The organism is Massilia sp. BSC265 (genome assembly GCF_000740675.1).
GTDB lineage: Bacteria > Pseudomonadota > Gammaproteobacteria > Burkholderiales > Burkholderiaceae_D > Telluria.
On record NZ_JPXI01000042.1, the window covers coordinates 409,132 to 422,282 of the forward strand.

8 protein-coding genes are annotated in these 13,151 nt (G+C 64.4%); 7 read left to right on the forward strand and 1 reads right to left on the reverse strand.

Going from position 1 to position 13,151, the window contains the following annotated elements:
- The first annotated feature begins 75 nt into the window (after positions 1-75).
- From MA09_RS22890 to MA09_RS22900, 3 genes are all read left to right on the forward strand, one after another.
- A complete protein-coding gene (locus MA09_RS22890) occupies positions 76-2,136 on the forward strand; it encodes a UvrD-helicase domain-containing protein (RefSeq protein ID WP_051933716.1) in 2,061 nt (686 codons plus the stop codon).
- A 153-nt stretch (positions 2,137-2,289) separates the two neighbouring features.
- A complete protein-coding gene (locus tag MA09_RS22895; RefSeq protein ID WP_036253454.1) occupies positions 2,290-4,503 on the forward strand; it encodes a DUF4214 domain-containing protein in 2,214 nt (737 codons plus the stop codon).
- A gap of 56 nt (positions 4,504-4,559) precedes the next feature.
- Positions 4,560-4,763, forward strand: a complete 204-nt coding sequence (locus MA09_RS22900; protein ID WP_036253456.1) for a SlyX family protein — start codon at positions 4,560-4,562, stop codon at positions 4,761-4,763.
- Here the strand turns inward: MA09_RS22900 and MA09_RS22905 are convergent.
- On the reverse strand, positions 4,738-6,084 hold the full coding sequence (locus tag MA09_RS22905; protein WP_051933717.1) for an FAD-dependent oxidoreductase: 1,347 nt from the start codon (positions 6,082-6,084) through the stop codon (positions 4,738-4,740). The two genes, MA09_RS22900 and MA09_RS22905, sit on opposite strands and share 26 nt — an antisense overlap.
- A 183-nt stretch (positions 6,085-6,267) precedes the next feature.
- Here MA09_RS22905 and MA09_RS22910 point away from each other — a divergent pair, with 183 nt between their 5' ends.
- From MA09_RS22910 to MA09_RS22925, 4 genes are all read left to right on the forward strand, one after another.
- Positions 6,268-8,400: a M3 family metallopeptidase gene (locus MA09_RS22910; protein WP_036253458.1), complete on the forward strand. Its 2,133-nt coding sequence runs from the start codon at positions 6,268-6,270 to the stop codon at positions 8,398-8,400.
- A gap of 96 nt (positions 8,401-8,496) precedes the next feature.
- Positions 8,497-10,608, forward strand: coding sequence for a M3 family metallopeptidase (locus MA09_RS22915; RefSeq protein WP_036253460.1), 2,112 nt, complete (start codon positions 8,497-8,499; stop codon positions 10,606-10,608).
- 73 nt (positions 10,609-10,681) lie between these two features.
- Complete coding sequence (locus MA09_RS22920; RefSeq protein ID WP_036253835.1) at positions 10,682-12,820, forward strand: M3 family metallopeptidase; 2,139 nt, start codon at positions 10,682-10,684, stop codon at positions 12,818-12,820.
- Between the two features lie 117 nt (positions 12,821-12,937).
- The gene (locus MA09_RS22925; protein WP_036253838.1) at positions 12,938-13,150 is read left to right on the forward strand and encodes a VF530 family DNA-binding protein; all 213 of its coding nucleotides are present in this window, start codon (positions 12,938-12,940) and stop codon (positions 13,148-13,150) included.
- The last annotated feature ends 1 nt before the right edge of the window (position 13,151 follow it).

Sequence of the window (13,151 nt, forward strand, 5' to 3'; positions counted from 1 at the left end):
ATTTTTACGGGATGATTCCGGCGCGGTATCGAACTCAGCCTTACAATACCCGACCATTCTGCAGAAATCTTTCCCATGTCCAACGCACCAAAATTCGGCCTCAATGGGCCGCAGAGCGAAGCCGTGCTCTATCTCGACGGCCCTTGCCTGGTGCTGGCCGGTGCCGGCTCGGGCAAGACGCGCGTGATTACGCAAAAGATCGCGTACATGATCGAAGACCGCGGCTACGACCCGCGCACGATCGCTGCCCTGACCTTCACCAACAAGGCGGCGCTCGAGATGCAGGAACGCATCGCCAAGCTGCTCAAGCAGCCCAAGCAGGCCAAGCAACTGACCGTCTCCACCTTTCATTCCCTGGGCGTCAAGATCCTGCGCCAGGAAGCGGCCGGCGTCGGCCTGAAGGACAAGTTCTCGATCATGGACAGCGACGATTGCTACACCGTCGTGTCCGACCTGGCGCTCACCACCGATAAACAGGAGATCCGCCGCATCCAGAACGCGATCTCGCTGTGGAAGAACGGCCTGGTCGACCCGGAAGATGCGATCAAGAATGCGAAAGACGAGGACGAGGCCATGTCGGCACGCGTCTACCGCAGCTACCTGGCCACCCTGCAGGCCTACCAGGCAGTCGACTTCGACGACCTGATCCGCCTGCCGGTGGAGTTGTTTCGCAACAACGAATCGATCCGCGACCGCTGGCAGCGCCGCCTGCGCTACCTGCTCATGGACGAGTACCAGGACACCAACACCTGCCAGTACGAGCTGGTCAAGCTCCTGGTCACGGGCCTGGGTAAAAAGCCGATGTTCACGGCGGTGGGCGACGACGACCAGGCGATCTACGCCTGGCGCGGCGCTTCGGTCGAAAACCTCAAGACCCTGCAGACCGACTTCCCCGACCTGCGCGTCATCAAGCTGGAGCAGAACTACCGCTCCACCACCCGCATCCTGCAGGCGGCCAATGCCGTCATCGGCAACAACCCGAAGCTGTTCGAGAAGTCGCTCTGGTCCGAGCACGGCCTGGGCGAGCCGATCGAAGTGCTGGGCATGCAGAGCGACGAGCAGGAAGCCGAGCAGGTGGCGATCATGATCTCGGCCGACCACTTCCAGCGCAAGAACAAGTGGACCGATTACGCCATCCTGTATCGCGGCAACCACCAGGCGCGCGTGATCGAGCAGGCCCTGCGCAAGGAGCGCATCCCGTACACGATGTCGGGTGGCCAGAGCTTTTTCGACAAGGCCGAGATCAAGGACATCATCGCCTACCTGCGCCTGATCGCCAACCAGGACGACGACCCGGCCTTCATCCGGGCCGTGACGACACCGAAGCGCGGCGTCGGCATGGCCACCCTGGAGACGCTGGGCGAATTCTCCAAGCAGTGGAACTGCTCGCTGTTCGAGGCCGCGCGCAAGGGCGGCCTGGAGGCCAAGCTGGCCGAACGCCAGCTGGCGCCGCTGCGCGACTTCTGCCGCTTCATGCTGGAGCTGGAAGACCGCGCCACCCGGCCCGGCCCGTCGGGCAGCGGCGACAATGCCGCCGAGGTGCTGGACGACATGATGAAGGAGATGAACTACGAGCACTACCTGTACGAGAACTTCGATGACCGCGCGGCCCAGGCCAAGTGGCAGAACGTGCTCGAGTTCACCAACTGGCTGAAGGAACGCGGCCGTGGCGGGCGTGACCGCGATGGCGAAGAAAAGAACCTGCTGGAACTGACCCAGATGGTGGCGTTGATGTCGATGCTGGAAGGCTCGGACGAGGAGCAGGATGCGGTGCGCATGTCGACCCTGCACGCCTCCAAGGGCCTGGAGTACCCGCACGTGTTCCTGGTAGGGGTGGAAGAGGGCATCCTGCCGCACAAGGGCGACCCGGACGCGCCGGTAGAAGTGATCGCGGCCCGCATCCAGGAGGAACGCCGCCTGATGTACGTGGGCATCACGCGCGCCCAGCGCACCCTGCGCCTGACCTGGTGCAAGAAGCGCAAGCGCGCCGGTGAGCTGGTGCACTGCGAACCTTCGCGCTTCATCAAGGAAATGGCGCTGGACGTCGGCGACGCCCCGCCCAAGGAAACCGAAGTGCTCAGCCCGAAGGAAAGGCTGGCCAGTCTGAAGGCCTTGCTGGCCACGCCGAAAGCCTAACAGGCGACAAATCGCCTAGTAAGAAAAAATGTCGGATTGTTAATACCTGCGCACGATTGAAATCTTATTTGACTTCATTTGTGCCGCAGGAAATACTTTCCTAGAGGCGAGCTCTGCAAAGAGTCTTGCAATTATTTTCTTACTATTTTACGTATGGCAACCGTTTCCGACCTCACCAAAACCCCTTTGTCCGGGCTGAACCATATCGACGCGCTGCTCGATATCGGCCCCGACTGGAATTACATGATCGGCGTAACGCCGAACACGATTTACTACACGTTTGATATTTCGTCCGGAAACGAAGTGGACCAGGACACCAAGCAGCCAGTCACTGGTCAGGTGGCCTTTACTGACAGCCAGCAGGCCGGCACGCGTACCGCCTTTACATACCTGCAGCAGATTACCGGCATCCAGTTCGTGGAGACCGCGAGCGGAAGCAATGCCCAGATCCATCTGGCGAACCTCGACCTCGACGGGCGCCTGACTACCGGCCTGTGCAGCTGGTATGGGCCGTATTCCTATGTCGGCAACAATGTCGTCGGGTACAAGCCCAATGTGTATGTCTACCTCGATCATGTGGACTGGGGCTGGCAGCAGAACTACAACCTGGTGCCGGGCAGCGAGGGCTATCAGACCCTCATCCACGAACTGGGCCACGCACTCGGGCTGAAGCATCCGTTCGAGGACAGCGAGGACAATACTGTTCGCCTGCCGGTCGGCCAGGACAATACGGGCAATACGATCATGTCCTACACCGATGCCGGCGGACCGTACAGCACCTTCAGTCCTTACGATATCGCTGCCCTGAACTGGCTGTATGGCGGCGACGGCCTGGGGGGCGCGCTCGGCATCAACAGCACCTCAGGTGCCCGCTATCTCACGGGTACCAGTCGCGCGGAAACACTCACTGGTACGGCTCACGACGATACTCTTCAAGGTAATGGAGGCAATGACATGATCGATGGTGGAGAAGGAACGGATACCGCGGTGTTTAGCGGCAGCCGCAGCGCTTATACCCTGAGCAACCAGGCCGACGGCACGCTGACAGTGGCACACGCTTCCGAAGGCACCACCACCTTGCGCTCCGTGGAAATCCTGCGCTTCGCCGACATGAAGGTGGTCCGCGCCAATGTCGCCGATACCACGGCACCGAAGGCCCCGACCATGAGCGTGATGCAGAACGCGAAGCTGTATGCGGTCGGCGACAAACCCCTGATGACGGGCAGTGCCGAAGCCAATTCGACGGTGCGCGTGTATATCGACAATTCGCTGGTCGCGACGACCAGGGCCGGCGCCGACGGCTTGTGGAGTGTCGTGTCGTCGCTGAAGCTGCCCGACCGCATGAACTATAGCGCGCACGCGACTGCCACCGACGACTCCGGCAATACTTCCCTGGCCAGCGCGCTTGTCACTTTCCACATCGATGCTACCCCGCCGCTGAGCCCGACCCTCCAGGTGTCGATGGCCAGCGGCAGCAACCAGCCGGTGTTCGCCGGCACGGGCGAGGCCGGCAACACGATCGAGCTGTACCGGGCCGGCGATAACGTCATCAAGATTGGCGAAGCAAGCGTTGGCGCCGACGGGCGCTGGCAACTGGCTTCCAAGCCGCTGCCGGACGGCAGCTACACGGTCATTGCGGCAGCAGTGGACGTGGCCGGCAACGCGACCAGCAGCGGCAATGCAGTGACAGTCGTGGTCAACAATCCCGCCAACAAGCTGGGTACCGAGAAGGCCGACACCTTCGTCATGGGCGCGGAAAACGCCGCCATCAGCGGCCGCGGCGGGATCGATGTCGCGGTCTTTGCCGGTAAGCATACGGATTACACGATCAGCCAGGAAGCGTACGGCTGGGCGGTGCGCGACCGCAATGGCGGCGTCGATGCCTTGTACGACGTCGAGCGGGTGCAGTTCGCGGATACCTGGTTCGCACTCGACGAACCCAGTATCCAGCTGTTCCGCCTGTACCGCGCCGCACTGGGCCGCGAGGCCGAACCGTTCGGCCTGGGTTACTGGATGGACCGCGTGGACAGCGGCACCTCGATGGTGCAGATCGCCCACGAGTTCACCTGGGCGCCCGAGTTCAAGGAAAAATACGGCGACAAGCCGACCGACGAAGTCTTCATCACCAAGCTCTACGCCAATGTCCTGAACCGTACGCCCGATGCCGACGGCTTCGCCTACTGGCTGACCCGGGTCGACGATTCCAGCCGCGAGCAGATCATGCTCGAGTTCAGCGAAAGCGTGGAAAACAAGGCGCAGGTCCTTGACCAGACCTCGGACGGGATTGAATTCACCCCTTACAAGCAGCCGACCGGCCTGGCCACTCTCATCGGCGTCGAAGCCTGGACGGAGCCGCCCCTGGTCTAAGGATCCGCACCCGTGGGGCGAAGCTGGCATAATGCCCGCTTTGCCCAGGATTCCTCGTGAACCACGAAGACCGTTTCGTCGACATCGAAATCAAGCTCGCGCACCAGGAAGACCTGGTCGAGACGCTGAACGACACCATCTACCGCCAGGGCCGCCGCATCGACCAGCTCGAGGCCCTGGTCGCCTCATTGGTGGACCATGTCCGCACCCTGCAGTCCACCCGCCAGGGACCGGTCAACGAGAAACCGCCTCACTACTGACACTACTGCCGCCAATAGCGGCGCCGGCCAACATGGCGCCGAGCCGCTTGCCCAGGCAGAGCAGGGTCAGGGTGGGCGGCAGTCCCCATGGCTGCGGGATCACCGAGGCATCGCACACGTACAGCCCCGGTGCGGCGCGCAAGTCGCTGTCGACCCCTTCTCCCGCATTTCCTCCGATCGGGATGCTGCCGCCGGGATGGGCGGCGAAATGGTGGGTCGCGAAGACCTGCCGCGCGCCTGCCTGCGCCAGGATCCTGCGCGCCATCCCGATACCTTGTTCGAGACGCGCCCGGTCGCCTGTAGTCAGGCGCTTGTCCACCCAGCGCGGGCCGACGGCCCCGCCGATGTCGTCGCGGATCTTCACCATCAGGCTCAGCGTGCGCCGGTGCGCGCCCACGCGGTCGACGCGGCCGGCCTGCAGCGCGAAGGCCGCGTACATCGGGGCCGGCAAGGTGAGGTCGGCCAGCGCGATGCCTTCCTCGGGAAAGCTGACGCCGGCTGCCATCGGCACCTCCGCGCCGCCATCGATGTCGTCGACGCTGCCCATCACCGCCACCACCGGGTCGCTGAAGAAGGGCGCATGGCGCGGCCCCAGCCCCGAGGCATGCAGCAGGCGCGGGCTGCCGATGCCGCCGCCTGCCAGCACCACCGTCGGCGCCCGTACCGTATGAAGGGCGCCGGCACGCCGGTATTCGACGCCGGCGGCGCGGCCGTCTTCCACCAGCACGCGCCGCACCCGGCTGCGGTCCAGCAGCACGGCGCCGTGCCGGCACGCATCGATCACGAAATCGCGCGCGCTCCACTTGGCGCCAAAGGGACAGCCGTACACGCAGCGCCAGCAGCCGCTGCGGCAGGCTTGCGGGCGGATCATCTTGTCGAGCTTTTGCCAGTTGAAGCCGGCGGCGCGCGCAGCAAGCATGATGCGCGCGGCCATCGGGCCGACCAGGTTGTCGGGCAGGGGCGCCAGCGGCAGTTCCGCGCGCAGCGCCGCGAGGAAGGGGGCCAGGTCGATGCCGTGGGCCGCGAACATGGCGGCAGGAGGCGGGGCGGCGGTGGCGAAGTTCAGCGCCGAGCTGCCGCCCAGCACCGTGCCGGACACCAGCAGCGAGGCGTCGCGGTGCAGCCAGGTACCGCGGCCGGGCAGCGCCATGGTGGCCATCTGGCCCAGGGTGCCGGCCAGGGGCGCGGCACTACCCTGCTCGAGGATGAGCACGTGGGCGCCGGCGCGCGCCAGCTCGCGCGCCGTGCTGGCGCCGCCGGGGCCGGTGCCGACGACGATGACGTCAAAGGGGCGTTCGCAGCGTTCGGTAAAGGAATCCATGGTGAAAGCGGATGCTAGCACGGCGCCGATTGATACATGCCGATACAAGGCTGATACATGCCGGATACATGCGTCAACCAACCCTTTTTTGTTGTGACGGCATGCGTATAAGCCTGCTATGATCGTCGCGCAACGGCTGTCGAGTATGCCCGGCAGCTCCTTCCCAAGAGTCCGAAAGATCGCATGAACCGACCACACCTGTTCATCGTTGCCGCCAGCCTCGCGCTCGCGCACGCCACCGCAGTGGCCGCACCGGCCGCACCGGCCCTCGACGCCTCCAACCCGTTTGCCCAGCCCAGCAGCCTGCCGCTGAACTACCCGGCCTTCGACAAGATCAGGAACGAGCACTTCCTGCCGGCCTACGCCGCTGGCATGGCCGAACATTTGCGCGAGATCGACGCCATCGCGAAGGACAAGGCGGCGCCGACTTTCGACAACACCATCGTCGCGATGGAACGCGCCGGCCAGATGCTGGCGCGTGTGGCCGCCGTGTTCTCCAACCTGCAGACGGCCAACACCAACGACGTGCTGGATGCCGTGGACCGCGAGATGTCGCCGAAACTGGCGGCGCACAACGACGCGATCTACCTGAACCCGGCGCTGTTCCAGCGCGTGAAGACCCTGCACGCCAAGCGCGCCTCGCTGGGGCTGGATCCGGAATCGAAGCACCTGCTCGAACGCGTGTACAAGGAATTCGTGCGCGCGGGCGCCAACCTGTCCGCCGCCGACAAGGACAAGCTCAAGAAATACAACGCCGAAATCGCCTCGCTGCAGTCGGACTTCGCGCAGCGCGTGCTGAAGGAAGTCAATGCCTCGGCGCTGATCGTGGACACGCGCGAAGAGCTGGCCGGCTTCTCCGATGCCGAGATCGCCGCAGCAGCAGCGGAAGCCGAAAAACGTGGCCACAAGGGCAAGTACGCGATCACCCTCGTGAATACCAGCAGCCAGCCGCCTCTGGCCGTGCTGAAAGACCGCAAGACCCGCGAGCGCCTGATGGCGGCATCGCTGGGTCGCGGCAGCCGCGGCGGCGAGTTCGATACCCGCCAGCTGGTGCTGCGCCTGGCCAAGCTGCGCGCCGAGCGCGCCGTCCTGCTGGGCTACCCGAACTACGCGGCCTATTCGCAGGAATTGGAAACCGCCAAGAACCCGGCCGCCGTCAACAAGCTGCTGGCCGAGCTGGCCAAGCCGGCCGTCAACAACGCGCGCAAGGAAGCGGCGGAGATCCAGAAGGTGATCGACCGGGAAAAAGGCGGTTTCAAAGTCGCTTCGCATGATTGGCCGATGTACCAGGACAAGGTGCGCGCCGCCAAGTACAACTTCGACGAGAACCAGTTGCGCCCCTACTTCGAACTGAACCGCGTGCTGGTGGACGGCGTGTTCTTCGCCGCTACCAAGGAATACGGCATCACCTTCAAGGAGCGCAAGGACCTGCCGGTCTACGACCCGGACGTGCGCGTGTTCGACGTGTTCGACCACGACGGCAAGCAGCTGGCGATTTTCCTGTTCGACCCCTACGCGCGCGGCAACAAGCAGGGCGGCGCCTGGATGAACGAATACGTGTCGCAGTCGCACCTGCTGGGCAAGCGCCCGGTGGTCGGCAACCACCAGAACATCCCGAAACCACCTCTAGGTGAGCCCACGCTGCTGACCTATGACGAAGTGCGCACCATGTTCCACGAGTTCGGCCACGCGCTGCACGGCATGTTCTCCGATGTGAAGTACCCGCACTTCTCGGGCACCAACGTGCCGCGCGACTTCGTCGAGTATCCGTCGCAGGTCAACGAGATGTGGGCGATCTGGCCCGAGGTCTTGTCCAACTATGCGAAGCACTACCAGACCGGCGCGCCGATGCCGAAGGAATTGCTGGACAAGGTGGTCGCCTCGAAGAAGTTCAACCAGGGCTACATGACCACCGAATACCTGGCCGCCTCGCTGCTCGACCAGCGCTGGCACCAGCTCAAGCCGTCCCAGGTCCCGACCGACGTGTTGGCCTTCGAGGCCAAGGCACTGAAGGATGCGGGCGTGGACTTCGGCCCGGTGCCGCCGCGCTACCGCACGACCTATTTCTCGCATTCGATGAACGGCGGCTATTCGGCCGGCTACTACGCCTATCTGTGGAGCGAGAAGCTCGACGCCGACACCGTGCAGTGGTTCACCGAGAGCGGCGGCCTGTCGCGCAAGAACGGCGACCACTTCCGCAAGACCCTGCTGTCGCGTGGCGGCAGCGCCGATGCGATGGACCTGTTCCGCAACTTCCGTGGCCGCGATCCGGTCATCGAACCGCTGCTGGAACGCCGGGGCCTGACCGGTAATTAATCTTTTTCCGCGCCGTGTCCTCGGCCGCCGGGCCACAAGCCCGGCGGCGGCAGGGCGGGCGTGTTTCAACGTAGTTCAATCAACATCCGAGACACCATGAATCGTCCCCGTATGCTCCTGATCGCAGCAAGCGTTGCGATGGCCAACCTGGCCTATGCCGCACCGCTCGACGCATCCAACCCGTTCGCCAAGCCGAGCACCCTCCAGTACGGCTACCCGGCCTTCGACAAGATCAAGAACGAGCACTTCGCCCCGGCCTTCGCCGAAGCCATGCGCGAGCAGGCCGCGGAAGTGGAAGCCATCGCCAACAACAAGGCGGCGCCGACCTTTGAAAACACCATCGTCGCGATGGAGCGTTCGGGCCAGCTGCTGACCCGCGTGTCCTCGGTGTTCTCGGCCCTGGTCGGCTCCTATACCAATGACACCCTGCAGGCCCTGGACAAGGAATTGGCGCCGAAACTCGCCGCCCACGGCGACGCGATCCGCCTGAACCCGAAGCTGTTCCAGCGCATCCAGACCCTGTACGCCAAGCGCGACAAGCTGGGCCTGGACGCCGAATCGAAATACCTGATCGAGCGCTACCACAAGGACTTCGTACGCGCCGGCGCCAAGCTGTCGGATGCCGACAAGCAGAAGCTGCGCGATTACAACAGCAAGCTGGCCGCCCTGCAGACCCAGTTCAGCCAGAACGTGCTGAAGGAAGTGAATGCCTCGGCCTTCGTGGTCGACACCCGCGAAGAGCTGGCCGGCCTGCCGGCCAAGGTGATCGATGCCGCCGCCGCCGAGGCGAAGAAGCGCGGCCTGGACGGCAAGTTCGTGATCCCGGTCGTGAACACCACCCAGCAGGGCCCGCTGTCGCAGCTGACCAACCGCGCGACGCGCGAGAAGCTGCTGCAGGTGTCGCTGGTGCGCGGTTCGCGCGGCGGCGAATTCGACAACCGCGAAGCCGTGCTGCAGTTGGCCAAGCTGCGCGCCGAGCGCGCCGAACTGCTGGGCTACAGCAGCCACGCCGCCTACTCGCTGGAAGACCAGACCGCGAAGAACACCAGCGCCGTCAACAAGCTGCTGTCCGACCTGGCCGCGCCGGCCGTGCGCAACGCCAAGAAGGAAGCCGCCGAGATCCAGGAGGTCATCGACGCCGAGAAGGGTGGTTTCAAGGTCGCCGCCTACGACTGGAACTTCTACAGCGACAAGGTGCGCGCCGCCAAGTACGCCTTCGACGCCAACCAGCTCAAGCCTTACTTCGAACTCGACCGCGTGCTGCATGACGGCGCCTTCTTCGCCGCCAACAAGCTGTGGGGCATCACCTTCAAGCAGCGCAAGGACCTGCCGGTCTATGATCCGGACGTGCGCGTGTACGACGTGTTCGAAGAGAACGGCGAACACCTGGCGATCTTCGTGCTCGACCCGTACGCCCGCCCGAACAAGCGCGGCGGCGCCTGGATGAGCGCCCTGGTCAGCCAGAGCACCCTGCTGGGCAACAAGCCGGTCATCACCAACAACCTGAACCTGGCCAAGCCGGCGCCGGGCGAGCCGACCCTCTTGAGCTGGGACGAAGTGCGCACGACCTTCCACGAACTCGGCCACGGCACCCATGGCTGGTTCTCGAAGGTGAAGTACCCGCGCTTCTCGGGCACCAGCGTGCCGCGCGACTACGTCGAACTGCCGTCGCAGGTGTACGAGATGTGGATGGCTTGGCCGGAAGTGCTGGCCAACTACGCCAAGCACTACCAGACCGGCGAGCCGATGCCGAAGGAACTGCTGGACAAGCTGCAGGCCTCGCAGCGCTTCAACGAAGGCTACCGCACCACCGAGTACCTGGCCGCCGCGGTGATCGACCAGCGCTGGCACCAGCTCGGCTCGAAGGCCATCCCGGCCGACGTGAAGAGCTTCGAAGAGCAGGCGCTGAAGGATGCGGGCCTCGACTTCGCGCCGGTCCCGCCGCGCTACAGCTCGACCTACTTCTCGCACGCCTTCTCGGGCGGCTACTCGGCCGGCTACTACAGCTACCTGTGGGCCGAGCGCCTGGACGCCGATGCGGGCGAATGGTTCAAGGAAAATGGCGGCCTGAACCGCAAGGCCGGCGACCGCTTCCGCAACATGGTGCTGTCGAAGGGCGGCACCATGGATGCGGTGCAGATGTACCGCAACTTCCGTGGCCGCGACCCGGTCATCGAGCCGCTGCTGGAACGCCGTGGCCTGAAGTGATGTTGTCGAAGCCGGCGCATGCGCCGGCTTTTTGATTGCTGCACCTTTCAATGAAAACCACAAGAAGGACACCATGATCCGTCCACACATCCTGCTGGTCGCCGCCGCCAGCGCCGCCGCCAGTATCGCCGCAGTTGCCGCCCCCCTTGCACCAAGCTCGCAGCTCGAAGCCTCGAACCCGTTCGCCAAGCCGAGCACCCTGCCGTTCCAGTACCCGGCTTGGGACAAGATCAGGAACGAGCATTTCGCCCCGGCCTTTGCCGAGGCCATGCGCCAGGAGGCCGCGGAGATGGAAGCGATCGCCAACAACAAGGCCGCGCCTACTTTTGAAAACACCATCGTCGCGATGGAGCGTTCGGGCCAGCTGATGAACCGTGTGAGCGCCGCTTTCGGCACCCTGAGGAGCTCGTACACCAACGACGCGCTGCAGGCGCTGGACAAGGAACTGGCGCCGAAGCTGTCGGCCCATAACGACGCGATCCGCCTGAACCCGAAGCTGTATGCCCGCATCAAGGCGCTGTACGACAAGCGCGCCAAGCTGGGCCTGGATGCCGAATCGCGGTACCTGGTCGAGCGCTACCACACCGACTTCGTGCGCGCAGGCGCCAAGCTGTCCGAGGCCGACAAGCAGAAGATGAAGGCAATGAACGGCGAACTGGCCGCGCTGTCGACCCAGTTCGCGCAGAACGTACTGAAGGAAGCCAATGCCTCGGCCCTGGTGGTGGACAGCCGCGCCGAGCTGGCCGGCATGTCGGACAAGGCGATCGATGCCGCCGCGCTTGAGGCCAAGAGGCGTGGCCTGGACGGCAAGTTCGTCATCCCGGTCGTGAACACCACCCAGCAGGCAGCCCTGTCGGTGCTGACCAACCGCGCCACCCGCGAGAAGCTGCTGGCTGCCTCGCTGGCGCGCGGCTCGCGTGGCGGCGACTACGACAACCGCAACGTGGTGCTGAAGATCGCCAAGTTGCGCGCCGAGCGCGCGGTACTGCTGGGCTACCCGAACCATGCGGCCTACCACCTGGAAGACCAGACCGCCAAGAACCCCGCCGCAGTGAACCAGCTGCTGGCCGAATTCGCCAAGCCCGCCGTGAACAACGCGCGCAAGGAAGCGGCCGAGATCCAGAAGGTGATCGACCAGGAAGGAGGGGGCTTCCAGGCCGCCGCCCATGACTGGGCCTTCTACAGCGACAAGGTGCAAGCCGCCAAGTACGCCTTCGACGGTAACCAGCTGCGCCCCTACTTCGAGCTGAACCGGGTGCTGGTCGATGGCGTGTTCTTCGCCGCCAACAAGGAATTCGGGATCAGCTTCAAGGAACGCAAGGACTTGCCAGCCTACAACGAAGACGTGCGCGTGTTCGACGTGTTCGACCACGACGGCAAGCAGCTCGCCATCTTCACCTTCGACCCGTACGCGCGCTCGAACAAGCGCGGCGGCGCCTGGGCCAATGCCTGGGTCCCGCAATCCAAGCTGCTGGGCACGAAGCCGGTCATCGCCAACAACCTGAACATCGCCAAGCCGGCGGCCGGCGAACCGACGCTCTTGACGTACGACGAAGTGCGCACCACCTTCCACGAGTTCGGCCATGCGCTGCACGGCATGTTCTCGGACGTGAAATACCCGCGCTTCTCGGGCTCGCGCGTGCCGCGCGACTACGTCGAGTTCCCGTCGCAGGTGAACGAGATGTGGATGACCTGGCCGGAAGTCCTGGCGAATTACGCCAGGCACTACCAGACCGGCGCGCCGATGCCATCGGCGCTGCTGGACAAGGTGCAGGCGTCGCAGCAGTTCAACGAAGGCTTCCGCACCACCGAGTACCTGGCCGCGGCGCTGCTGGACCAGGCCTGGCACCAGCTGTCGCCGAAGGACATTCCGACCGATGTGCTGGCCTTCGAGGGTGACGCGCTGAAGAAGGCGGGCGTGGACTTCGCGCTGGTGCCGCCGCGCTACCGCACGACCTACTTCTCGCACACCTTCTCGGGCGGCTACTCGGCCGGCTACTACGGCTACCTGTGGGCCGAGAAGCTGGACGCGGACACCGTCAACTGGTTCAAGGAAAACGGCGGCCTGACCCGCAAGAACGGCGACCGCTTCCGCAAGACCCTGCTGTCGCGCGGCGGTACGCTGGATGCCATGCAGATGTACCGCAACTTCAGCGGGCGCGATGCGCAGGTGCGTCCGCTGCTGGAGCGTCGCGGCTTGACTGGCGAATAAGCTGCCCGGGCCGGGCGTGCAATGCGTCCGGCCTGCAGCTGTTCACGTAAAATCGGGGAAACGATGCCGATGGCACCCTTTCCCCTTTTCATGCAAGCCAGGCTAGCCCACCAAGCGATGAGTGTTCAATCCCTCCACGGTATTACCTTAGAATCCCTGTTAACGCGACTCGTCGACCACTACGGGTGGGACGGGCTCGGCCGTCGAATCGACATTAATTGTTTCCAGAAAGACCCGAGCATCAAGTCGAGCCTGAAGTTTTTGCGCCGCACCCCTTGGGCGCGCGAGCAGGTCGAGGCGCTGTACCTCGAGACCCGCTTCACCAACTAGC

What these genes read in the sequence shown, in the direction of transcription:
- MA09_RS22915 (WP_036253460.1), top strand. Translation starts at nt 8,497, where the DNA reads ATGAATCGTCCCCGTATGCTCCTGATCGCAGCAAGCGTTGCGATGGCC.
- MA09_RS22895 (WP_036253454.1), top strand. Translation starts at nt 2,290, where the DNA reads ATGGCAACCGTTTCCGACCTCACCAAAACCCCTTTGTCCGGGCTGAAC.
- MA09_RS22925 (WP_036253838.1), top strand. Translation starts at nt 12,938, where the DNA reads ATGAGTGTTCAATCCCTCCACGGTATTACCTTAGAATCCCTGTTAACG.
- MA09_RS22905 (WP_051933717.1), bottom strand. Translation starts at nt 6,084, where the DNA reads ATGGATTCCTTTACCGAACGCTGCGAACGCCCCTTTGACGTCATCGTC.
- MA09_RS22890 (WP_051933716.1), top strand. Translation starts at nt 76, where the DNA reads ATGTCCAACGCACCAAAATTCGGCCTCAATGGGCCGCAGAGCGAAGCC.
- MA09_RS22910 (WP_036253458.1), top strand. Translation starts at nt 6,268, where the DNA reads ATGAACCGACCACACCTGTTCATCGTTGCCGCCAGCCTCGCGCTCGCG.
- MA09_RS22920 (WP_036253835.1), top strand. Translation starts at nt 10,682, where the DNA reads ATGATCCGTCCACACATCCTGCTGGTCGCCGCCGCCAGCGCCGCCGCC.